Raw genomic sequence first — 22,258 nt, 5'->3', positions numbered from 1 at the left:
GAGGACTAGAACGCTGGTAACAGGCGTTCCGCCCATGTGGGTACACTTCTAACTGCATGGGACGGGCTGATGAGACAGCCCTGAACTTGGGAGTTGCACAAAGCAGAAATGGAGTGAGTGCGCTAACTACCTAAGAATCCCACGACTTTAGTCGTGTGGAGTCTCAACTCTTCTCTGAACTCCCTTGCCAAAGCTTCAGCAGGATCTTCGCCAAAATCTACTTTTCCACCTGGTAGTTCATAATATCCTGGTAAGAACTTTTCTTTTTGACTTCGTTGGATAACTAGAACCTTGTTATCTTTCATTAGAAAACCTGTACTAACAACTTTTTGAATCATTCTAATCCCCCTTAATATACAAGTATGACTGAAATTAATCTGACTGAAAAAATGTAAGCTGAAATAATTTCGGATAGATGGAAAATAAACTTATGTGCATAATGGAAATGTAGTTTTATATGAAAGAACATGAAAAGGATTGAGATATGCTGATAAATAAAAACCAGTGTGTTTTAAATATCACACTGGTTCCTATTTTGGTTAAATACGATTACTTTGCAACGGTATTATGGATATAAGCCACTGTTCCATTAGCAAGACGTATCTTATGAAACTCTCCAGACATACCTAACTTCGTGATGGTAGTTCCTTTTTTTACTTTCGCTACAACTGGAGCACTCATAGAAGGAGTTGCTCTAACATTGGCAGTAGTAGCAGTAACGGTTACTACCCATTTTTTTGCGACCAAGTGACTGATATAAGCAACTTTGCCGCTTGCTGTTTTTACTTGATACCATTCTCCATTATCACCTAGCAAAGAGTAAAGAGAGCCTTTCTTCGCTTTCTCGATTACGTTGGACGAGAGATTAGGTGATTGTCTTACATTTGCTTGGTCCGTTGTCACTTGTACGTAGCCTGTATCAGTTACAAAGGAAAGACCAGTAGTCAGGTCACCATTGTAAATAAAACCTTTTTTTCCATTCGATAATTTAACTTGTGTATAGTTACCAGAAACCCCTGTGCGTGGAAGGGTGGTTCTCGCAGCTACTGTTGTGATTTTAAAAGAACCAGTAGAAGGTCCTGTCCAAGCTGTTGTGGATTTTGTCGTTGTTACAGAACCCGTAGCAGGTTTTAAACCAATACGCTGGTCTCCACGCCAGATGTTATTACTGGTGCCGGAGTGAATCCAGACAGGAACTCCCTCATAAATCAAGTTATAAAGCTCAATTACTTGATCATTGTGCATGCGGATACAACCACTAGATGCATTGGATCCGATAGAACTTGGTTGATTGGTCCCATGGATTCCATAAGATCTTCCGTTATCACCGTTTACACTTATGCCATTCCAACGGGGACCAAGTGGATTATTTGGACCAGGCGGAACGTCTTTCCAACTAGGACCATTGATTTTAACGACAAGTGGAAAAGTTCCCTCTGGTGTTAATTCTTTGGTTCTACCCGTTGCAACTCGATATTTTTTTACTACTTTTCCATTCTCATATAAATATAGATAATTGGTTGCTTTGTTTACTTCGATCTGTTTGGTAATGGATGATGCGAAGGATTCTTTTGGTAAGCTAATAAAAGACATTACCATGGCGAAAGCAACCAAAATACCAATGAAACGAAACTTTCTCAAATTTCTTCCCTCCAAAAATTATCTTCCTCTCTTAATGAGAAGATATATTTCTATCATATCGAATTGTCATTTTATTTGGAGGAGTTAATTGTTAAAAGTTCGGGTTATTTTTAAGAGAATAAAAGTACAAAAAGGAAAGGTTTCTTTACTCTTCTTAAATACTCATTTAAGATAGAAGGATTAGAGGATTTGGGAAAGGATTGAAAAGTTTTTATGTACCAACTTATTCTATTTGACGTAGATGGCGTTTTTTTAAGTGAAGAACGTTGCTTTGATGCTTCTGCCCTAGCTGTTTGGGAATTGCTATATGCTCCTCATTTTTTACATATAAGGGATAATTCTTTTTCGACAACTCCAAAAGAAGAAGAGATTCGTGAGATCCGTAAAAAAGTTTTTCAGAACGATACCATATTGGATTGGATGAAAGATCGTGGTATTAATGCCAATTGGGATATGGTTTATTTGGTGTTTACTGCTCAGTTGATGCATGCACTAAAAGCGGTTGAAAAAAGCTATGCTAAAGAGTGGTTATCCAACCCCATTACAGAAGATTCTTTATCTGAACTAAAGGAATACATTCGAGGTTTTGATCCGGATTTTCGGTCTTTCTTTTCCATCTTTGATGAAACGAATGGAAAGTTAAACCGGGATGAGCTTCTTGTATACTTCAATTCTTATGTAAAAGAGCATTTTGGCGTAGAGGTAGATTACTTTTCACGAATTAGTACCCTTTGGGAAATTGGGAGTTCGGTTTATCAAGAATGGTATTTTGGTGAAGAGTTATTTCTAGAAGAAGAAGGGTATACACGGACAAAAGGCAAACAAGGGTTTTTGTTTCAAGAGATTCCATTAGCCCCTCTTGCCGAGTTGCGTCAGTTGCTTGCTGATCTGCAAGTAAAACAGATTGCGTTAGGTATTGGGACAGGGAGACCATGGCTGGAAATGGAAGTCCCTCTTCGGGAAATGGGTCTATTGGACTATTTTCATCCGAATCGGGTTATTACGGCAACCGATGTTGTATTAGCGGAGAAGCAGTACCCAAAAGAAGCTCCTTTAGGTAAACCGCATCCCTATACATATTTACTTGGATTTTTGGGTAAAGAGGCTGCGGATAATATTGCTTTGCAATATCCATTACCGATTGAAGAAGGGCATCGCATATTGGTGGTAGGAGATTCCGTTGCAGATTTTCTTGCAGCTCAAAAGCTAGGTTTTCATTTTGCGGCTACCCTTACTGGATTGACAGGTCAAGAGGCGCGTGGAAAATTTGAAGAGCTAGGTGCAGATTATATTTTAGATGATGTAAGACAGCTACGATCTGTAGTCATGGCTTGACTAAAAGAAGTTTTTTTTCGCATAATAGAGGAGAAACAACGATAGCAACTTACTTTTTGGAGGGAATTAGAATGCCAAAATACGAACTACCTGCACTTCCATATGCTTTTAATGCTTTGGAACCTCATATTGATGCATTGACCATGGAAATTCACCATGATCGTCACCATGCTACATACGTAAATAACTTAAATGCAGCATTGGAAGGTCAAGATGTTGCAGAACAATCCATTGAAGAATTAGTTGCTAACTTAGATAAACTACCAGAAGGAATCCGTACCGCTGTGCGTAACAATGGTGGTGGACATGCCAACCATAGTTTCTTTTGGCAAATCCTTAGCCCAAATGGCGGTGGCGCACCAACTGGTGAGATTGCCAAAGCAATCAATGATACATTTGGAAGCTTTGATGAATTAAAAGCGAAATTTGCAGATGCAGCAGTAAAACGCTTTGGAAGCGGTTGGGCTTGGCTCGTTGTCAAAGACGGAAAATTAGAAGTAACCTCTACAGCAAACCAAGACAGCCCACTTACAGATGGTGCAACTCCTGTTCTTGGTTTGGATGTTTGGGAGCATGCATATTACCTCAACTATCAAAACAAACGCCCGGATTACATTGGTGCATTTTGGAATGTAGTAGACTGGGATGAAGTAAATAAACGCTACCAAGCAGCAAAATAATTGTTTACACAAAAAACAGCCAATAACATGGCTGTTTTTTGTGTTGTCAAATCCAATTCATGGATGGAAAGCTTTGCCGGTAGTTTCCGCATGGTGACCCCCTTATAATGGGACAAGTGTTCCGAATCCCATTGTCCCAAGCAAGAAAGAGGAGGATATCACACATGCTTATTAGTAAATATATACTTGTTTTATCATCATTCTTCAGTTTTATTTTTGTTTCTGAACAAGGACCTCAATTAACTTCTGCTTCGATCCACACGAAAGCAGAGAAAAGTACACAAGTAAAAGATGCTCAACTTCGTCTAAAGAAGCTGGGTTTATATAAAAAACCTATCAGTCAAGTATATGATGCTTATACCAGGAATGTAATTGCACAGTTTCAAACCAATAATCATTTGCCTATCAATGGGACTTTGGATTCGAAGACAACAGGCAAACTTCAGCAATTAACTACGGTTAAGCAAGTAAAACCAGCAAAAGCTGTAAAAAAGAGTACTCCAGTAAAAGCAAAACCAGAAAAGAAGAATCATTCGGTAAAAAGTCAATCTGTAGATGCAACACAGGCAGAAGTTCGTCTTTTAGCAAAAGCGGTTCATAGTGAAGCACGCGGAGAAAAGTTTACAGGGAAAGTAGCAGTAGCCGCAGTTATTTTAAACCGAACAGAAACAAAAGGATTCCCTCACACGATTAAAGGCGTTATTTATGAACCAAAAGCATTTACAGCTGTTAGTGATGGACAGTTTTCTTTAAAACCAAGTACAGAAGCTTATCGAGCTGCTTATGCAGCACTTCGTGGCTCGGATCCGACAAGTGGAGCAGTTTTTTATTTCAATCCAGAAATAGCGACTTCTAGTTGGATGAAACAAGAAGCAAGGAAACACGATACAGTGAAGATCGGTCGACATGTGTTTTTTAAATAGGAAAAACGAGCAGATAACTATGCTCGTTTTTTTTATGTCAAGAAGGCAGTGATTATTATCGGGCCAGTTCTCTCTACCCACACAGTGGTAGAGAGAACTGGAATTGCCCGGACTCAGATCCTGTTGAAGAGGATGTCCAGCATCACGAGGATGGCCGCGAACAAAAACAGGGTATACAGGGTCCGACCGAGTACCTTGATGAGCGACTCGGAAGGCCCTTCCCCAGATTTCGTGTTGACCTTCTTGTTGCGCATCATCTCGAAGGAGGGGATGAGGACGATCCCCGCGATCAGGGACAGGGCCAAGTGATGCTCTGTGATGAACACCTCCTGCTTCATGTACCAGAGGAAGTTCCCGAAACCGATGAGCAGAGCGCTCATCACCAATCGGATGGAGATGTGGTTCTCCCAGAGCTGCTGGATGGACTTCTTGTCCCTGTTCGGCATATCGACTCCCAAAGGGAAGAGTTCGGACGATTTCAATTTTATTTTATAACAATCTGGATGTTTCAACATGTTTTTTTATTTCGAACAAAAAAGAAACAATTTATGTGAAGGAATGTAATTTTGGATCCGATCTCTCATCCCTTGAAGGATAAGAGATCGGTATGTCCGTACTTTACCTTCCTAGAAGGCCGGATAGTGCAGGAAGTACCACCCCAGCTCATAGATCACTGCCATTCCAGCGACCACATCCACGATCATGCTGTGCTTCTCAGCAGCTCCTCTGATCCACGAGTGGAGTGCAAAGGTTGCCAGCAGCATCAGGGAAAGGATGTGGTGAGGGTATCCAGAGAACAGATACACGAGCAGGAAAGCCGCTATCACGACCTTGGCGAAGAGGGCAGCCTTCTTCCTCTGATCTAGAAGGGAGGCATGGACTCTTGAAATGAATCCAGAATGTTTTGCTTCCATCATCACTCTCTCACATGTAGTTCGGACATGGTATATGTTCATTGTATAATAGAGGAACATTCTTTTCTTGATTAGAATTAATTTTTAAATGTTAGGAGATTTTTATGCAGCATCAGGTTGAAAGTTTTCTATATACCTACCGCGAATTCGCGGAAGTCATAAGTATTTTGCTCAACATCGTGATCAGTATTACCGGATTTGTGCCAAGCTTTTTTCTTACTGTACTCAATGTCAAACTTTTTGGCTTTTCAGGGGGGCTTCATGTTTCCATTATTGGAGAATCATTGGGTGCGCTTGTCGCATTTTGGTTGTATCGACTAGGAGCTCGAAAGTTGGTGCAAAAGAAAACTTCGGATCACCCCAAAATACAGCGATTGTTATATATAAAAGGTAAAGAAGCTTTTTTCCTTATTCTTTCCCTTCGCTTTGTTCCGTTCATCCCATCGAGTCTCGTCACATTGTTTGCTGCTTTGGGCAGTGTTTCGTGGATTGTGTTTGCAATAGCTAGCACCATCGGCAAAATTCCCGCTTTATGGATGGAAGTGTATGCTGTTAATGAGGTGCTAAATGGATCATTGTTGATGAAAGTATTATTAAGTCTATTTGGTATCGTGATTTGTTTCTACATTTGGAAGTCCAAAAAACAGAGTGAACAAAGTTTAGGGGAGGACATTTTTTATATGAAAACACCAAATAAATAGAGCCATCCACTGGATGACTCTATGCTTTCATGCTTATAATATAGGGACATTAAACCTCTTCCGTGTAATATTCGATCGATGAGAAGATAGGATCTAAGAAATTTTCACTTGCTGCTTTGGTGAAATACTTGCTCCCTTTATAGTTTTTATGTTCGTAGAGTGTAACCCAAACTCTATCTGGATTTTTCATGGAGCGCACTTTATCGTTAAATTTCAATTTACTCAAATCGGGAATACTTTGACAAATCGTAATGTGTTTCCCTTCGAAATTGTCTTTTTCGTATAAAGTGAGACAATTATTTGCAGATGCTGTATCAAGAATGAAGAAACTACCTATTAATGCAAATACAGATAAGTTAAATAGATTTTTTATCATAAGAAACACTCCTTGGGTAAGTAGAATATATTTCATCATACAAGGAGGATATTTCCAAATTAATTCGAAATTGTTAATTTAATGTGAACACAATGCATAGATGTGTCCTATTTACCAGAAAAGAAATAAAAAAGCCCATAATAGGGCTTTGTGATCCAGCGAAATTTTCGTGTTTTTCGAATGTACAGCAGGTACTTAAATATGGCAACTCACTTTTATTCCGTTTGGAGAAAGATATCCGGAATAGAAGTGGTTTTTAGCTATAAAAAGTACTCTCCTTTGAATCATTAGCTCTGATGGAGGACTCTTACTTTTATTTGTATCCATATTGGAAATGGCGTGAAAAATGATCGGCGGCTTCTACTGTGGGTACAGTAAAGCCGCCTTTGCAATCAACGTCAGGATGCGTATCCCATCGTGTGGCGACGTCGCAGCCACGCTCGATCCTCCGCCCCTCAAGGTCCACGAATGCCGGCTTCTCCGCAGCGGGCTTCTTCGGATGAGTGGTGTCGGTGAGCTCGATGCACCTAGAAGGGCACTGTTGGTGGCAAGTCGTGTTCGGTTGGGATTGCCTCCTCGAAGCTTTGCCATGAGACAGCTTTTCGTTGATCGGGTAAAGAATCCTATCCACACAATGTCACGGATAAACATGAAAAGAAATCATTTTTTGTTTTTAATAAAGGGATATAACAGAATTTTCAGACCATGTATAACTTGCCGATCTGGTTACACTCTTGTGCAAACCAAACACTTCCATCTTTTGCAACCGCAATGCCATGAGGCTCTGAATTTTCAGTAGGGATGTCATACTCTGTGATTTTTCCATCCCATGTCAATCGTCCAATCTTATTGCTTCCCCATTCTGTAAACCAACAGTCCTCATTTAAACCAGCTACAATGGCGTGTGGCTTTGCATTTGCTGTTGGGAGAGGATATTCTGTTATTACGCCATTAACCGATATTTTTCCGATGTAATTTCCTGTTATCGCTGCAAACCAGAGGGAACCATCTTTTCCACTTGTGATTCCTACAGGACCCGATTGGGCGGTTGGTAGCGGAAATTCAGTTATTTCTCCATTTGGTGTAATTCGACCGATTTGGTTTGCTGCATTTTCGGTGAACCAGATTGCTCCATCCGAACCCAAAGTTAGAAAAGAAGGATAGGCATTGGATGTAGGGATTGGGTATTCAGTTATATGTCCATCTCCATCGATTTTGCCGATTTTGTTAGCGAGTAACTCCGTAAACCAGATTTCTCCGTTTTGTCCCTCTGTGATCCCATAAAGTCCTGCATTTGCAGTCGAAAGGGTGTATTCTGTCATATTTCCTTTTTCATCGATACACCCCAATTGGTTTGCTATGTTTTCGGTAAACCAGATTTCTCCTCTGGATGTAGCGGTAATGACCATCAAACCAGCATTTTCTGTAGGAATTGTTATTTCCTGTAGTTTTCCGTTTGTATCTATTTTCCCGATTCGGTTTCCTTTGTTTGCAGTAAACCACACTTCTTGATTGTTTGTTATGGTTATGCCATAGGGTGCAGCTAGAGGAGAAGGGATGGACTGTTCATGAAAATGTATTTGCATGTTTATACTCTCCTTTTCTTGAGTTCGTTGCGTTGCTGAATAATGGCTGCAAATTCTTTTTCGAGTTCTTCTGTAGGAGCAATACTCAAAAGGCTTAATACTTCTGTTAATCTTGTTTCGATCAACAATAACTCGTCTTCTTGTTCTGTACTAGGTGTTTGATGTTTCTGTTGAAATGCGTCATACGTACCTGCGAATGAGGTGATACTTTTGTTTTGGATCTCCACGATATCGGTTGCTACATTTCGGATAAATTGTCGGTCATGGGAGACGAAAATAACTGTTCCTTCGTATTGAGTAAGAAGATGTTCCAACGCATGAATACTTTCCATATCTAAAAAATTCGTCGGTTCATCCATCAAAAGGATATTGATATCACTTAGGAAAATTTTTGCGAATGCTACTTTTCCTTTTTCTCCGCCACTGAGTATCCCCACTTGTTTAAACACATTATCGCCAGTAAAGAGAAGACGTGCTAATACGGTTCTTACCATTTCTGGAGTTTGAATCGAGGTAGCCAGCACATTTTCTAATATTGACTTTGATTCATCGAGAATATCAATGTTTTGACTAAAGTACCCCCACTTTACGCCTTTGGCCAATTGGATATGATCATCAGGCTGAAGAAGCCGTTTGATCAATGTGGTCTTTCCGCTGCCATTGGCACCTAGGATGGCGGTTTTGGAGCCTGTTCGGATCGAAAAAGAAACTTCTTCCCAGAGTATTTTTTTGTTTATCGATGCAGCAATATTTTTGACTTGAATAGCCGTTTTGTTGGAAAGCATGGACTCACTTGGTACATTCATTTTGACTTCGGGTAGGTCTTTTGGTTTCTCGACTTTATCCAGTTTGCTGATCCGAGTTTCTAAGGCATCGATGGATTGATAGACCCCTTTTTGTTTGGTGCCTTTTTGCATTTTCCAGAGCTTCGATTCGGAGTAGCCCATTCGTTTGGAAGGAGGCTTAATCATCTTTTCTGCTTTTTGCTTTTTGAGCAGGATGGCATGTTCCAGTTGTTTTTTCTTTTTTTGATAATGTTCATATTGTTCTTCTGCTCTTTTTCTCTGTTGTTCTTTCCATGTTGTGTAGGTGCTGTAGTTTCCAGCAAAGACCGTGATGGTCTCGTTTTCTATTTCCCAGATTTTGTTGCAGACTTTATTTAGAAAAGAGCGATCATGAGAAATGATTACCATTGCTCCTTTGAATCGGAGGAATTTTTGTTCCAACTGCTCGACACTCTCGATATCTAAATTACTTGTTGGTTCATCAGCGAATACGATGTCAGGGGACCCTGCAAAAGCGGCTTGAATCGCAGCTTTTGTTTTTTCTCCACCACTTAGGCTGGATTCTGCTTCCTGTATTTGAGGAATAATGCCGATTTTTGCGTGACCCTCGATTTCTCCTGTATCGATTAGTTCCGTACCAGTTAATATGTTTAATAAAGTTGTCTTTCCTGTACCATTTCGGCCGATAAGACCAATCCGGTCTTTTTTGGCAATGCGAAGTTGGTCTGTGGAAAATAACAAACGCTCACCGATTGTTTTTGAAATGTTGTTCGCTTCGATTACTATCATAAAAAAACCTCCATCCATATGTCTGGATAGAGGAGGTCGGCATAACAAAAAGAGCATATACTCCATGTGTGAGAGCATACGGATTTTGTTACATATAAAAAAAAGCCTAGACCAACCCTATATCCAGATAAAAATTTCGTATTGAAATGTTTTTTGGAAAATAGGATTAGTAGATCATTGGCTTTTGGTTCACCCTTTCAATTTGGCAATCTGTGACATACTATCATAATATTTTTATTCATTCAAGGCGTATTGTGAATTTTCCTGGGAAATGAAAACTAGACATATGGTAAAATCTTATTTTATTTATCGGGAATTTATTGTTTTCAGGTGCTTTTGGTTAGAATAAAAAACCAAGGATGATAGGTATCCTTGGTTTTTCTTGCATATATAGAAAGGTTAGAATTTGCTGGGGGCCGCTCTCCCGTTACACTTTTGTGTAAGGGAGGGAGAGCGACCGCCGTCCGTGTTTACCGCTGGGAGTTGCCGTCCGTGGGACCGTTGGCCGCACGCGCTGCCGCCGCACGTGCTGCGGCTTCCTCAGCCTCACGCTTGGCTGCCGCCTCGCGCTTGGCCTCCTTGTCCTTCTTGAGGTACCAGACGAACGTCTGGATCAGCCCGATGATCAGACCGACGCGGATCACGAGCGCCATGGCATCCGTGAACCACTCGATCACGAACAGCCCGGTCGCGCTGAAGAGGGCCGCGATGATCGCCGCGGTCTTGTAGCTGACCCAGTTGTTGAGCTCCTCGAGCTTCGGCTCGACCCAGTAGTAGGACTTCACAGCCAGCTTCAACAGGGCCTTGCCCAGGTTCGTCAGCTGCGTGCCCTTACCCTGCGTGTTCTCAGGCATGTTTCCTTCTTCCGAGGTAAAAAACGAAACGGACGGTTGAGTTGTGCTTGCATCTATCTTATCAAATTCTTTTTCTTTTGACATCATTTTATTTGAAAAAAATTAAATTTAAGAAAATCGCTATTTTCTATCTTTTGTATTAAGAAATTCCTTATCCTATTACAAATGTAGACATATGAATCGTATGTTTTTCTTTTTCTTTTCACAGACTATTTGTAGGAGGTGCAGCTCAGATGTCACGTAGAAGAAAACGAAATCCACTTGTCCCGGGATCGAGAGCCCAGCTAGATAACTTGCAGACAAAGTTGATCAGTGAGGAGTTAGGGAAATCTTTTGCCAATAAAGAAGAAGCAAAAATGGAGTTGGCAAAAGAATTGGGAGTACCATTAAAAGCAGGAAGCAATCGAGATTTAAGATCCGAAGATGCAGGCAAAGTAGGCGGAGCAATGGGTGGGCGGCTGGTGAAAGAGCTTGTTGCGATGTCAATCAAATCGCTGCAAAAGAATAATCCATAGAAATCCGATCTTAATTTTTTTAAAAAATCCCTTTTTGGGGTTTGTAAATCAGTATAATGGGGGTAGTTAGGTTTTTAAGGAGGGATCAAATTTAATATGGAACGTGTCTTGCTACTTTCTCTTGGCTTTGGTACAGGTCACAATGCCGCAGCTAAGGCATTGGAGGCACAATTTTCCCAGCAGCCAGAGACGATGACAGATACGATTGACCTTTTGCAGTTGATTCCTAAGACCTTCCATCCCCTGTTGCAATCAGGTTATCAAGGTATGCTTGTCAAATTTCCATCTCTCTATCATCTCTTGTATGATTGGACGTATCAATTCCGATTGGTTCGTTATGTTTCCAAAGAGTTGGTGGAGAAAATAGGTTTAACCATACGTTCCAAAATATTATCGCGACTCCAGCAATTTCAACCAACCAAAATCGTTACCACTCATCCTTTTTCGCTGTTGTTGCTGCCGACAGAATGGGAACAAGTCCCCACCATTGGAGTAGTAACAGACTATGAACTTCATCCGATGTGGTTGGTGGAGGTGCCAGATGTATTATGTGTACCGAAAAAAATGTTAAAACAGAATATAATAGATCGATTGCGTTGGCGCTCTGGAGTAAAAGTGTTGGAAACAGGATTGCCAATTGAACCAAAATATTACGAAGGTACTTGTAGATTGGAAGCTCGATCTTGTTTGTCTTTGCCATCAAATGATCCTGTTGTTTTGGTTATGGGTGGTGGACTGGGCTTAGGACCATTGGAACAAGTGGTAGATGAATTGGAATCACTACCAGATATGCAATTTGTAATATTAACTGGTTCGAATCAATCGCTATTTGATCGTTTGGAGAAAAAGGGATATCCCTCGCATATACGATTAGAAAAATATCGTTCCGATATGGATCTGTTTATGACAGCAGCTGATCTTCTTATTACCAAACCAGGGGGCGTTACGATTACTGAAGCGTTGGCAAAACAATTGCCTATGCTGTTATTCGAAGCATTTCCTGGACAAGAGGAAGCCAACCAGCAATATTTGGTTCATCATCGTGTAGCATTTAAAACCAAACCAGAGACAGTCTGTTTACAAATTAATAAATTTTTCCAATCTCGGATGTATCAACAAAAAATGGAACAACGATTTCATCCACTTGTTTCTCCTGATGCAGCTGAACGTATTGTACAAGCTACTTTGGAGGTCGGAAGATCAAAATTACTGGTCTAGTAAAACAATCCCCGCGTTTTTAGCGTTTGGGGATTGTTTCTGTTTTATGGTTCAGATTTTATTATCTGATTGGTTGCTTCTACATATTTTGGGTACCATTTTTTCCATTCTTTGTCTCGTTCGATTGTTTCGTCATCTAATAAGGCAGCAATGACATCTAGGCAGACATGCCAACCAGCAAGATCTTTTGGTGTGTGATTGGTTATGGTTTTGATGGTTTCCTCTAATACCAGCAAACATCCTTCCGGGTTTTTATGCAATTCAAAGCGGACTTGATCGCTGCCCCATGTAAACTCCAATACCGAAAGTTTTTTTAGCTCAAGAATGGTGAACGCTTCGAAAGTACCATCCTGCATATCAAACTTGATTTTACCGCCCTCCCGTAGCTCATCGATGTGAAGTTCAGAAAACCATGTTTTTAATAGTTCATTCTCTGTTAAGTATGACCATACTTTTGCAACCGAATATTTCAGATGACGTTCAAAGCGGGCAATACAACCACCCTCAAATTTTTTCAACTCTGCTTGCATGTTTTGTACCTCCATCCAAATTTATTGCCGTTCCACTTTTTTCGATTGAATCATCCATTAGAACCTTATCCGAGTTATTCTCTCCGTAATCGATATAAATACTTTCATTTAAAAGGATTGCTTTTGTTCTCATCGTAGCTTTCGTTATGCTGAATCCAAATTTTCCTGATAACAGAGAGAAATATGTATTTTTATCTTTGGGTAACCAAATACTAAACATATTTTAGTAACTTACTTTCTATATAGTTGTCTGTTATAATCATCTTATTCTTATATTCGAAAGGGAGCTTTTGCTATGATTATTGATATTTATCAGGATACGGTTTGCCCGTGGTGTTGGATTGGAAAAAAGAACATGATGGATGCGATTTCCCAGTGGGAAACAGAAAACAACCAATCTGTTACGATTCGCTATCATTCCTTTCTATTAGATCCTAATTTACCGGAAGAAGGCAGGGGGTTTCGTGAAGTGATGGCGGAAAAAATGGGGAGCGAGCGGATGGTAGACCAAGCGACTCAACAAGTGACTGGTGCAGGAGCTGCGGTCGGTGTACCGTTTCGCTTTGAGAATGTGACACGTATGCCAAATACGATCTTATCTCATGCTTTGATCAAAATGGCTCCAGAAAAAGTGGCTCTACCATTGGTCGAAGCTATTTTTAAAGCGTATTTTTATGAGGGACAAGATATTGGAGAGTTAGATGTGCTTGTATCTATTGCCGAAAAGGTCGGAATGGACCCAATCCAAGTTCGGAATTCTTTATTAGCTGGAGAGTACAAAGAAGAAGTGAGGAAAGATCTTCAAAACGCTAATGAGCTGAATATATCAGGTGTTCCATTTTTTGTGATCGATAATAAATTAGCATTGTCTGGGGCTCACTCCAAAGAGAACTTTTTAAAAGCATTTGCAGAGGCGAAATAGAAAAGAATTTAATTATTCTTTTCTATTTTTATTGAAAATATTCATGTTTTTAATATTATGATCAAATGATTTAATCTTGTATCTGTATTCCAACAAGTTTTAATCCATGGTAAGAACGATTTTACCGCGACCGTGTCCCGCTTCCATTTCTTTATGGGCATCTGCTGCTTGATGTAATGAAAATGATTTTCTGATATGAATGTTTAATTTCCCTTGATCATACAGCTCTATTAGTTCCATAAGCCGTTCAACAGTTCTCTCGCTGCGAATAATTTGCACACCCAATTTTTGTGCAAGATCAAAGGATACAATGGTTCCAATTCGGTTTTTGTTTTTGACAAGTTCCATTGATGCCCGCAAAGCATCTTCCCCAGCAGCATCGAATGCTACATCCACTCCATCAGGTGCAAGGGCACCCACTCTTTCTACCAGACCTTCTCCATAAGTGACTGGGATGGCACCAAGCGAGCGAAGATAGTCATGATTACGGTTGCTAGCTGTACCAATAACAGTTGCACCCCATGCGAGGGCTAGTTGAACTGCAATTGTACCCACTCCACCTGCTGCAGCATGTATGAGCACCGTGTCACCCTTACGGACTCCCAATGCCTTCAGCGCAGTGTGAGCAGTTTGTCCAGAAGCTGTTATTGCACCAGCCTCTTCCCAAGACATATTTTGTGGTTTAGGAACAATTTGGTTCACACTTACAACTACATACTCTGCATAACAAGCAAGTAAAGCCCAACCAAGAACTTCATTACCAATTGAAAAATCGGTAACTCCAGTTCCGACTTGATCGATGATTCCTGCAAATTCGTTACCTAAAATTTGTGGATATTGTATCTCCAAACCGGGAGGTTCCCAGCCTGTACTGCGTACGGCAGTGTCAAAAGGTTGAATACCAGCAGCTTTAATCCGGACCCGTACTTGACCTGAACCAGCTTGAGGGGTTTCAAATTCCATGATTTGCAACACATCTGGGGAGCCATAAGTAGATATTGCTACAGCTTTCATATTCGTTTCTCCTTTTTTGTAGGAAATAAAAACTCGATGGTCTTATTTTTGACCTTTTCTTTCGATTCGATTTATTTTTCATTTGTTTTTCTACCAAAGTAGAAGCGATAAAAGAGTAGGATGCTCCCATATAGAACAGCGAGATAAAGATAGATGTTACTATATATTATTGTTGGATTGAAACGAATCGGATTCGAGGGAATTCCAAGATCTACGATTTTGCTGTATATCGCAGCAGAAAAAGACATGCCTATAAAATTTAATAGGGCCAAAAGTCCCATTCCAACCCCAGTCTGTTTTGGTGGTAATGTTTGTGAAATATTATTGGACATAGCAATGACCATGAAAGTTTGACCCACTTGGCCAAATATGAGAATGAGACTAATGATAATCGGGGAAGTCTCTGTTACAGAAGATAACAAAATAAAACAAATGAGTAATAAAATGGACGCTATATAGAATAGAAACGAATTGCCTCTCCGATCTGCTAACTTCCCGCCTTTTCTACCGAGTAATGCTGCTATAAGAGCGGAGGGAAACATGGCCAAACCAATCCATTCTGTTGCTAAGTGATGAATCTCGGCAAATAATAACGGATTTAGAAAAGAAATAGCATACCCCATGCCACTAACCAAGAAAGAAATGACTAACTGAAGGGAGTAGCTTTTATTTTGGAACAAACTAGGCTGAATGAAAGGTTCTGCTGTTGATTTTATACGTACGATAAACAGACCAAGTAAAACGATTCCTCCAACCCCTAACATCCAAGTCCCGTTCATGACCGTCAGTAGGAATAGGACTACCATGCCAACAAGCAGTGCCCCACCAGTCCAATCAATAGTAGTAGCCTTCTGATGGTCATCTATCATATATTTACGATAGAATGGTATCGTGAACAGCGTTAAAATAGGTATGCAAAACAACCATCTCCAACCAACAAAGCTGAAAAGTAATGCGGAGACTACTGGTCCTAGAGCAAATCCGAGTGCTAAACCAGCAGCTACGGCTCCTATGGTTCTTCCTCTCTTGTCTTTTGGGAATATTGAATGGGTATGATCATAGAGGCAGCTGGAATTACGGAAGCCCCTATCGCTTGCAGGATTCGGGCGAGCAGAACCATCCAATATGATTGAGCTGTGAGTCCGATGATGGAGCCTAATGCAAAAAAAAGCAATCCGAATGTTAACAAATTTTTAAGTTTGTAAATGTCTGATAGCCTTCCGTAAATGACCGATCCAACAGCATAAATCAGCATATAAGAGGATGTTACCCAACTTACCTGCGTGAAAGAAAGATGAAATTCTATTCGGATCTCTGGGAGTACAATACTAAACATCGTTGCACTCATGGAAGATACGATCATCGTAAAGATCACAATACGGATTAATTTTTCTCTTGTCCGCGGCGGGACTTTGTGTTCCATTTCCCATCCTTCTTTCTAAATGGTCGAAAGTCTTTCTGTGATTCACCGTTCGAGGATGTTATAAGAAAGTTTGCATATTGTTTTTGCATGTTTCATTCTATAATGGATTAAAAATAATAGATAATACACATTGTGGTATCTATCTATAACTTTGTGTGTATAAATGTAGGTGATGCTATGGAATTGCTGCAATTGCATTATTTTAGAAAAGTTGCGAAATTGGAACATATGACGAAGGCAGCGCAAGAACTTCATATCCCTCAATCAGCTCTTAGTAAGACCATTTCTCGGTTAGAAGAGGACCTGGGAGTTCCGTTATTTGATCGTAAGGGAAGATATATTCGACTGAACACGTTTGGAAAAGCGTATCTGAAAAAAGTAGAAATAGCGTTAACTGCGCTCGAAGAAGGTCAAAGAGAGGTCAAAGATCTCGCAGGAATGGAGAAGGGAGAACTTTTGATAGCAACAACAACACATAAATGTTTTTCTGGAATAATTGGTTCTTTCTTAACTTCTTATCCAAATATAAAAGTGAAAATGAACCGAGCCTCCGAGCAAGAGAAGGTGCGTCAGCTTCGAAATGGCGATATTGATTTTTGTATCACTTTTCCTCCGATACAGCAGGATGGGATAAAAGGGATTTCTTTTCTTACGGAAGAGATCTTATTAGCTGTTCCTTCCACCCATCGCTTTGCTCATCGCAGTAAAGTAGATTTGAGTGAACTGTCTGATGATCCTTTTATTCTTATAGAAAAGGGAAACCCATTTCGGGAAATGACAGATAGATTTTGTGAACAAGCTGGATTTACTCCAAATGTGGCATGTGAAGTAGATGAACATTCTGCAATTGGTCATTTTATTCCTTCTGGAGTTGGTGTTGCATTTTTGCCAGAGACTTTAGTGGATAAAAGAAAGACATCCTATCATTTTGTGCATATTCATCGTCCCGTTTGTCGGCGTATCTATCAGCTTGCATGGATGGAAGATCGTTATATATCTACAGCTTCACTTAAATTCCGAGAATTTTTCGTTCAGCATTTTACTAGTCAACAAAGAAATAGGATTTAGATACAAACTTATAAATATAAGAAAAAGGAATTTCGCAGCAAAATTTCACAAAACCTAGTTATGTATGAGTGCCCTAAGGCCAAGCGACATCCATCAGCAAGTGGAATGGGATTTTTTGTATTTTTGTTCCGTTGCTAAGTTGGATATATTTGTCCATCTCTTCTACTTTATCTACAAATCCACAGAAATGAGCGATTTCATAGGCACACACATAAGTAGCCACTATAGGCTGCTCTTGTTCTATGGCCTCCTGAATGAGATAACGAATTATCTCCCATTGTTGTTCATCCAGTGTGGGTGGTGTCAACCGAGTAGCCTCTTTCCGCTGTTTTAGTAATGCTCTGCGATGCTCTGGTAGGAACATGCGACTTCCTTCCCAAAGGAGATTTTTGCGATTCAATTTACTCATTGATAATGTCCTCCAATCTTTTTCGCCCGTTCCGCAGCTTGCCCAGCAGAGGTGAGCGAAGCTGCATGGAGAATGGCAGTACTTCCATATCTCTCTTTTATCTCATCCACAACTGCCCCAAGTGCTCTTTTTTTGTTGCGATCCGTAAAGAGATCCAGTTGTATGGGAGAGTCAGGGGATAATCCACCAAGACTTATTCCCAAAGAACGGATTGGTTCTCCATCCCAATGTTGATGAAAAAGTTGTTTGGCAGCATGAAAGATAGGCATCGTTTCGTTTTGGGCATATCCCAGATTTTGTTGTCGTGAAAAGCCTGTAGGGCAATCAAAATCAGCACTCCTACAGCCTACATGAACAGTTATTCCTGCTAAATGCTGTCTGCGTGCTCGCCGGCATACTTCTTCACATAGTTCCAATAAAATTACTTCAATGTCCGCTGCTCTTCGATAATCTCGTGGCAAAGTCATATGATGCCCAATTGCTTTTTGCTGACTAAAAGACGTGAGAGTAACAGGGGATAGGTCCATTCCATTTGCAGTCATCCACAAAACATGTCCGTTGATCCCCCAATGTTTTTTCAGTTTTTCAAGCGGATAATTTGCCAGTTCTCCAATGGTAGTTATGCCTATTCGCTGGAGGTTTCTGGTCATTCTTCTTCCTACACCAAAGCAATTGTTTACAGGTAGTGGCCATAGCTTTTCTTTTATATTTGTCTGATCAAGACGGAAAATGCCTTGTTTGTTTTTTTTGGCAAAGTTGTCGCATGCCATTTTACTCAATACTTTATTTGGACCAATCCCAACTCTGGCATATACTCCTGTTTCGTTATAGATAGCTTGTTGAATCTTTTTGCTGATTGTATCGATGTCGCCAAATAAGCGCTCACTGCCTGTTACATCGAGAAATTGTTCATCGATCGAATAGGGTTCGACTAAATCGGTAAACCCTTCTAAGATCTCTGTGATTTGTAGGGATATCTGGAGATATAGCCCCATTTGCGGGCGAACTACGACCACTTCTGGGCACGCTTTCATCGCTTCCCATAATGTTTCTGCATTTTTAATTCCATAGGATTTGGCTATGGGACATGCTGCAAGGATCACACCACTTCGGCGATTAGGATCACCAGAGACGACAACAGGGCGATTCTGGAGTTCTGGATTGCGCACTTTTTCTACACTCGCATAGAAGGATTGAATATCTACTAGTAATATTATTACGAACACCCCTTCCCGAACATATGGTTGCGTTACCTATTATATGCAAATGTGGGTTCGCTTAGTAGTCTGCAAATGTTTCCAAATGGATCGCGAAGAAGGGTGATTTTTATTATTGACTGATCGTTAAAAAATGAGATAGAATTTAATTCGATCGTCCGTAAGATTTGGATTTTTATGTATGAGATAGAAGGTGTAGAAATGTTATAGTGAGAAATAAAAGAAGGATTTGATACAATGAGCGGAAGACCACGTGAGTTTAAAGATACATCTGTAATCGATGCTGCAATGGATGTTTTTTGGAAAAATGGATTTGAAGCGAGTTCAGCGCAAGAGTTATGTGAACAGACAGGACTCGGCAGAGGAAGTTTATATAATGCTTTTGGAAGCAAACATGAACTATTTGAAATCGCCTTGAAACGATATCAAGAGATCGGGATAAAAGAACAAGTAGAAATATTAGGAGGCCCTGGTCTCATCAAAGATCGGCTTCGTTCCTTAATGGAGTGGGCAATCCAAGAGGATTTTAAAGAAACAGATCGACGAGGATGTTTGACAATAAATTCTGCAATAGAGCTTGGCGGAAAAGATCCTACGGTCGCAGCCTTAGTGGACCAACACATTTTTAATCTAGAACAAGCATTATGTCATGTGATGGCTCTGGGACAACGCTCAGGGGAAATTAAATCAACAAGACCTGTGTTGGAGCTTGCTAGATTTTTCCTGAGTAGTTATTATGGTTTGCGGGTGCTGGGAAAAGTGGTGCAAGACCGCAATATATTATTGGATGTAGTAGAAGGTACCTTAGCAGCATTATAAAGAAGAAATGAGTAGAGAGGCGAATACATTAGCCTCGTGCACTTAATTTTGTAACGATCATTAAATAATGAGGGGTTTTTCTTATGCCAATTGCTGTATATATGTTAGGTTTATTGATATTTGCAATGACCACTTCTGAGTTTATGGTAGGTGGAATGATGCCAGAACTTGCAAAAGAATTTGGAGTATCTATTTCTGATATTGGCTATCTTATTTCTATATATGCTATTGGCATGGTAATAGGTGGTCCTATGGTAACGATTGGTTTATTAAAGGTATCGAAGAAGAAAGCACTCATGACCATTGCTATCTTCTTTTTGATTGGGCAAATAGTTGGATCGATCGCAACTAGCTACGAGGTAATGATGGTAGCACGAATAATTACAGGAATAGCTTCGGCGGCAGGATTTGCTGTTTCTATTGCGTTTTGTGTTCATTTGGTTGAACCTCAAATAAGAGGAAGAGCTGCCTCTATTGTTTTAGGAGGTTTAATGATAGCTACTGTTATTGGATTACCTATGTCTACCATGATTAGTCAGTACTTTGGATGGCGCACTAGTTTTTGGGTAGTTGTTGGTCTAGTGCTCCTATCTGGGTTGATGGTTCAATGGCTTGTTCCAACTTTACCAAAGACAGAATCAGGGAGCATTCGCAGTGAGTTCACCGCTTTTAAAAATTCCCAACTATGGGCTGCTTTTGCTACGAGTGGCTTGATTATTGCTGCAACCTTTGCGGCTTTTAGCTATTTTACTCCTATCTTTACTGAATTAACTGGATTTTCAGCTTCAGTTGTTCCGATGATTATGGCTGTTTATGGAGGAGCAACAGTAATAGGAAATATGATCACAGGAAGGCTTGCTGATAAATTTACAATGCAGACGTTATTTATTGGTCTTGTTTTACTAACTGTATCCCTGCTAATGTTTGCTTTATTTGCTAGCAATCCAATCATTACAATCATGAGTGTTATTGTTCTTGGATTGGTGGGAGTTCCTATGAATCCAGCAATGGCGACTCGTGTAATGAAGACATCTAACACAGGAACGCTTGTGAATGCGATTCATGGATCTATTATTAGTCTTGGTGTTGGTATTGGTTCTTCGATAGGTGCATTAACCATGGATGCTGGATTTGGCTTGATTTCTACCTTATGGGTTGGTTTTATTTTGGCAGTTCTTGGTGTTATTTCGCTTTTGCCATTTACAAGAGAAACATTCCGGAAGAAAACTAGATCGCTGAACGAGAATCATATGAACAAGGGGAAAAGTTGTGTAACCTAACCTATCATTTCATCAAGTGTACTTTATTAGAGGAGTACACTTCTTCTCCTATTTTCGAATCATAATGAATAAAAGGGATAATAACATGATTACCTGCATAAGTTTTGCTAAGAGGTGATGACATCGTGGCGGTCATAAGACATAAGTCAGAAGAGGTGCAACTTCTGGCTCGATTGATGCGTGCAGAAGCAGAAGAAGATGGAAATACAGGGATGCTTTTAGTGGGCAATGTGGGGGTGAATCGGGTAAAGGTAAGGTGTTTGGATTTCAAAGACATCAATACTATTACCAGGATGGTTTTCCAAAGTCCTGGTGGATTTGAATCGACACAAAAACCATATTTTTATCAGCGGGCTCGAGATCGAGATGTTCGGTTAGCACAACAGGTGATCGATGGGAGGAGATTGGACCCAGGGACAAATTCACTTTGGTTTTATCGACCTGTAGGGACTTGTCCGGCAAAGTGGTTTGGTCAAGCAAATAGCGGGAGATACAAGGCGCATTGTTTCTTCATTCCCACACCAGCAGATTGTCCAGAAGTCTATTAAGATCAGATAAATGGAGGTAATGTGATGTACTGGTATGATCCATATGGAGCGTATTTGACAGCACCACAACAACCTAGACAAGAACCAACAACAGCGAGGAAATACTCAGAAGATTTGTTATCCCAAAACGTTGGTAGACCAATTACGGTTTATCTTACTTACGAGAAGAATGAAGAGAGAAATAGCAGAACGGTATATGGCGTGTTGCGTCAAGTCGGACGAGATTTTATTTTAGTAACAGATCAAGAAACCGGCAAAGACAATATGTTGCTGAATATTAATGTTGATTATATTGAGTTTCATGATCGGGCAAACTTAGCTAGTAAAAATTTATAGATTGCGAGTGAGAAAACCTACGGTTTAAATCGTGGGATAAAAGCAAGCGTTGGACGAGAAAGGGTTCAGCCCTCTCACAAGTCCAACACTTTTTCAGAAAATATATTTACAAACATACATTCCGATGATAAACTACCATCAATTACATTTCTTGGATAGTTTGAAATGCGAAAACCAAGCAGTAGGACTATTCTGTTGTAATGAACCGTGGGGCTCACGGGGTTAGCTTGGTAATGAAGTAGTCATGAGACTACCGTCCCAAGAATCCTACGGCTTTAGCCGTATGGAGTGTCAAAAGTATCTTGTAAAAAAAGCAAATAACAGGTAAGATGAAATGATGGAAAGAGCCAGAGTGGCTCCTTTTTTTGAGGTTTG

The 22,258-nt window shown here is 40.2% G+C and carries 24 protein-coding genes and 1 pseudogene; 12 read left to right on the top strand and 13 right to left on the bottom strand.

Annotated elements, in window-relative coordinates; translation table 11 throughout:
* Positions 1–122: 122 nt before the first annotated feature.
* Complete coding sequence (locus A3GQ_RS24835; protein WP_051272019.1) at positions 123–338, bottom strand: NUDIX domain-containing protein; 216 nt, start codon at positions 336–338, stop codon at positions 123–125.
* Positions 339–549: 211 nt separating this feature from the next.
* Positions 550–1,641 (bottom strand): SH3 domain-containing protein, encoded by a 1,092-nt coding sequence (locus A3GQ_RS25830; protein ID WP_051272017.1) that lies wholly within the window; start codon positions 1,639–1,641, stop codon positions 550–552.
* Positions 1,642–1,854: 213 nt separating this feature from the next.
* Between A3GQ_RS25830 and A3GQ_RS0117650 the strand changes: the two genes are divergently transcribed.
* The 3 genes from A3GQ_RS0117650 to A3GQ_RS24825 all read left to right on the top strand — a co-directional run bounded on the left by A3GQ_RS0117650 (position 1,855) and on the right by A3GQ_RS24825 (position 4,579).
* On the top strand, positions 1,855–2,976 hold the full coding sequence (locus tag A3GQ_RS0117650) for an HAD family hydrolase (RefSeq protein WP_028778187.1): 1,122 nt from the start codon (positions 1,855–1,857) through the stop codon (positions 2,974–2,976).
* A 71-nt stretch (positions 2,977–3,047) separates the two neighbouring features.
* Entirely contained in the window at positions 3,048–3,656 is a 609-nt protein-coding gene (locus A3GQ_RS0117645) for a superoxide dismutase (protein WP_028778186.1), read from the top strand.
* A gap of 164 nt (positions 3,657–3,820) precedes the next feature.
* Positions 3,821–4,579, top strand: a complete 759-nt coding sequence (locus A3GQ_RS24825; RefSeq protein WP_051272014.1) for a cell wall hydrolase — start codon at positions 3,821–3,823, stop codon at positions 4,577–4,579.
* 113 nt (positions 4,580–4,692) lie between these two features.
* Here the strand turns inward: A3GQ_RS24825 and A3GQ_RS27300 are convergent, their stop codons facing one another.
* Together A3GQ_RS27300 and A3GQ_RS0117620 are read right to left on the bottom strand one after the other, a co-directional pair.
* Positions 4,693–5,025, bottom strand: coding sequence for a hypothetical protein (locus A3GQ_RS27300; protein ID WP_156877798.1), 333 nt, complete (start codon positions 5,023–5,025; stop codon positions 4,693–4,695).
* Between the two features lie 180 nt (positions 5,026–5,205).
* On the bottom strand, positions 5,206–5,493 hold the full coding sequence (locus A3GQ_RS0117620) for a hypothetical protein (RefSeq protein ID WP_028778183.1): 288 nt from the start codon (positions 5,491–5,493) through the stop codon (positions 5,206–5,208).
* A 104-nt stretch (positions 5,494–5,597) separates the two neighbouring features.
* On the opposite strand from A3GQ_RS0117620, the gene A3GQ_RS24820 reads away from it, so the two are divergent.
* On the top strand, positions 5,598–6,194 hold the full coding sequence (locus tag A3GQ_RS24820) for a TVP38/TMEM64 family protein (RefSeq protein WP_051272012.1): 597 nt from the start codon (positions 5,598–5,600) through the stop codon (positions 6,192–6,194).
* 49 nt (positions 6,195–6,243) lie between these two features.
* Here A3GQ_RS24820 and A3GQ_RS0117610 read toward each other — a convergent pair whose 3' ends face one another.
* The 4 genes from A3GQ_RS0117610 to A3GQ_RS0117595 all read right to left on the bottom strand — a co-directional run bounded on the left by A3GQ_RS0117610 (position 6,244) and on the right by A3GQ_RS0117595 (position 10,584).
* Positions 6,244–6,570 carry a beta/gamma crystallin family protein gene (locus tag A3GQ_RS0117610; protein ID WP_028778182.1) on the bottom strand — a complete coding sequence of 109 codons (327 nt, stop codon included), beginning with the start codon at positions 6,568–6,570 and terminating at the stop codon, positions 6,244–6,246.
* A 698-nt stretch (positions 6,571–7,268) separates the two neighbouring features.
* Positions 7,269–8,156 (bottom strand): Vgb family protein, encoded by an 888-nt coding sequence (locus A3GQ_RS0117605; RefSeq protein ID WP_028778181.1) that lies wholly within the window; start codon positions 8,154–8,156, stop codon positions 7,269–7,271.
* Positions 8,157–8,158: 2 nt separating this feature from the next.
* Positions 8,159–9,730, bottom strand: a complete 1,572-nt coding sequence (abc-f, locus tag A3GQ_RS0117600; RefSeq protein WP_028778180.1) for a ribosomal protection-like ABC-F family protein — start codon at positions 9,728–9,730, stop codon at positions 8,159–8,161.
* 470 nt (positions 9,731–10,200) lie between these two features.
* Complete coding sequence (locus A3GQ_RS0117595) at positions 10,201–10,584, bottom strand: hypothetical protein (protein WP_028778179.1); 384 nt, start codon at positions 10,582–10,584, stop codon at positions 10,201–10,203.
* A gap of 233 nt (positions 10,585–10,817) precedes the next feature.
* Here A3GQ_RS0117595 and A3GQ_RS0117590 point away from each other — a divergent pair, with 233 nt between their 5' ends.
* Positions 10,818–11,099, top strand: a complete 282-nt coding sequence (locus tag A3GQ_RS0117590; RefSeq protein WP_028778178.1) for an alpha/beta-type small acid-soluble spore protein — start codon at positions 10,818–10,820, stop codon at positions 11,097–11,099.
* A 96-nt stretch (positions 11,100–11,195) separates the two neighbouring features.
* A complete protein-coding gene (locus A3GQ_RS0117585) occupies positions 11,196–12,317 on the top strand; it encodes an MGDG synthase family glycosyltransferase (RefSeq protein WP_028778177.1) in 1,122 nt (373 codons plus the stop codon).
* Positions 12,318–12,361: 44 nt separating this feature from the next.
* Here A3GQ_RS0117585 and A3GQ_RS0117580 read toward each other — a convergent pair whose 3' ends face one another.
* Complete coding sequence (locus A3GQ_RS0117580) at positions 12,362–12,847, bottom strand: SRPBCC family protein (protein ID WP_028778176.1); 486 nt, start codon at positions 12,845–12,847, stop codon at positions 12,362–12,364.
* A 295-nt stretch (positions 12,848–13,142) separates the two neighbouring features.
* Between A3GQ_RS0117580 and A3GQ_RS0117570 the strand changes: the two genes are divergently transcribed.
* The gene (locus tag A3GQ_RS0117570; RefSeq protein ID WP_028778174.1) at positions 13,143–13,769 is read left to right on the top strand and encodes a DsbA family oxidoreductase; all 627 of its coding nucleotides are present in this window, start codon (positions 13,143–13,145) and stop codon (positions 13,767–13,769) included.
* 99 nt (positions 13,770–13,868) lie between these two features.
* Here the strand turns inward: A3GQ_RS0117570 and A3GQ_RS0117565 are convergent, their stop codons facing one another.
* Both A3GQ_RS0117565 and A3GQ_RS24815 read right to left on the bottom strand, forming a co-directional pair.
* The gene (locus tag A3GQ_RS0117565; protein WP_028778173.1) at positions 13,869–14,783 is read right to left on the bottom strand and encodes an NADP-dependent oxidoreductase; all 915 of its coding nucleotides are present in this window, start codon (positions 14,781–14,783) and stop codon (positions 13,869–13,871) included.
* Between the two features lie 71 nt (positions 14,784–14,854).
* Positions 14,855–16,206 (bottom strand): annotated as a pseudogene (locus A3GQ_RS24815) (MFS transporter).
* Positions 16,207–16,383: 177 nt separating this feature from the next.
* Here A3GQ_RS24815 and A3GQ_RS0117555 point away from each other — a divergent pair.
* Positions 16,384–17,274, top strand: a complete 891-nt coding sequence (locus A3GQ_RS0117555) for a LysR family transcriptional regulator (protein ID WP_028778172.1) — start codon at positions 16,384–16,386, stop codon at positions 17,272–17,274.
* 73 nt (positions 17,275–17,347) lie between these two features.
* Here A3GQ_RS0117555 and A3GQ_RS24810 read toward each other — a convergent pair whose 3' ends face one another.
* Entirely contained in the window at positions 17,348–17,683 is a 336-nt protein-coding gene (locus tag A3GQ_RS24810) for a YolD-like family protein (RefSeq protein ID WP_037465395.1), read from the bottom strand.
* On the bottom strand, positions 17,680–18,909 hold the full coding sequence (locus tag A3GQ_RS0117545; RefSeq protein WP_028778171.1) for a DNA polymerase IV: 1,230 nt from the start codon (positions 18,907–18,909) through the stop codon (positions 17,680–17,682). The genes A3GQ_RS24810 and A3GQ_RS0117545 overlap by 4 nt, the downstream gene beginning before the upstream one ends.
* Positions 18,910–19,137: 228 nt before the next feature.
* Between A3GQ_RS0117545 and A3GQ_RS0117540 the strand changes: the two genes are divergently transcribed.
* The 4 genes from A3GQ_RS0117540 to A3GQ_RS24805 all read left to right on the top strand — a co-directional run bounded on the left by A3GQ_RS0117540 (position 19,138) and on the right by A3GQ_RS24805 (position 21,883).
* Positions 19,138–19,719, top strand: coding sequence for a TetR/AcrR family transcriptional regulator (locus tag A3GQ_RS0117540; RefSeq protein WP_028778170.1), 582 nt, complete (start codon positions 19,138–19,140; stop codon positions 19,717–19,719).
* Between the two features lie 83 nt (positions 19,720–19,802).
* Positions 19,803–20,999, top strand: coding sequence for an MFS transporter (locus tag A3GQ_RS0117535; RefSeq protein ID WP_028778169.1), 1,197 nt, complete (start codon positions 19,803–19,805; stop codon positions 20,997–20,999).
* Positions 21,000–21,124: 125 nt separating this feature from the next.
* Entirely contained in the window at positions 21,125–21,547 is a 423-nt protein-coding gene (locus A3GQ_RS0117530) for a cell wall hydrolase (protein ID WP_028778168.1), read from the top strand.
* Positions 21,548–21,571: 24 nt separating this feature from the next.
* Positions 21,572–21,883 (top strand): spore coat protein GerQ, encoded by a 312-nt coding sequence (locus tag A3GQ_RS24805; protein ID WP_051272008.1) that lies wholly within the window; start codon positions 21,572–21,574, stop codon positions 21,881–21,883.
* The last annotated feature ends 375 nt before the right edge of the window (positions 21,884–22,258 follow it).

The organism is Shimazuella kribbensis DSM 45090, assembly GCF_000428065.1.
Classification (GTDB): domain Bacteria; phylum Bacillota; class Bacilli; order Thermoactinomycetales; family Thermoactinomycetaceae; genus Shimazuella; species Shimazuella kribbensis.
Note: the sequence above shows the minus strand (reverse complement) of the source record. Positions and strands in the feature narration are given on the sequence as shown.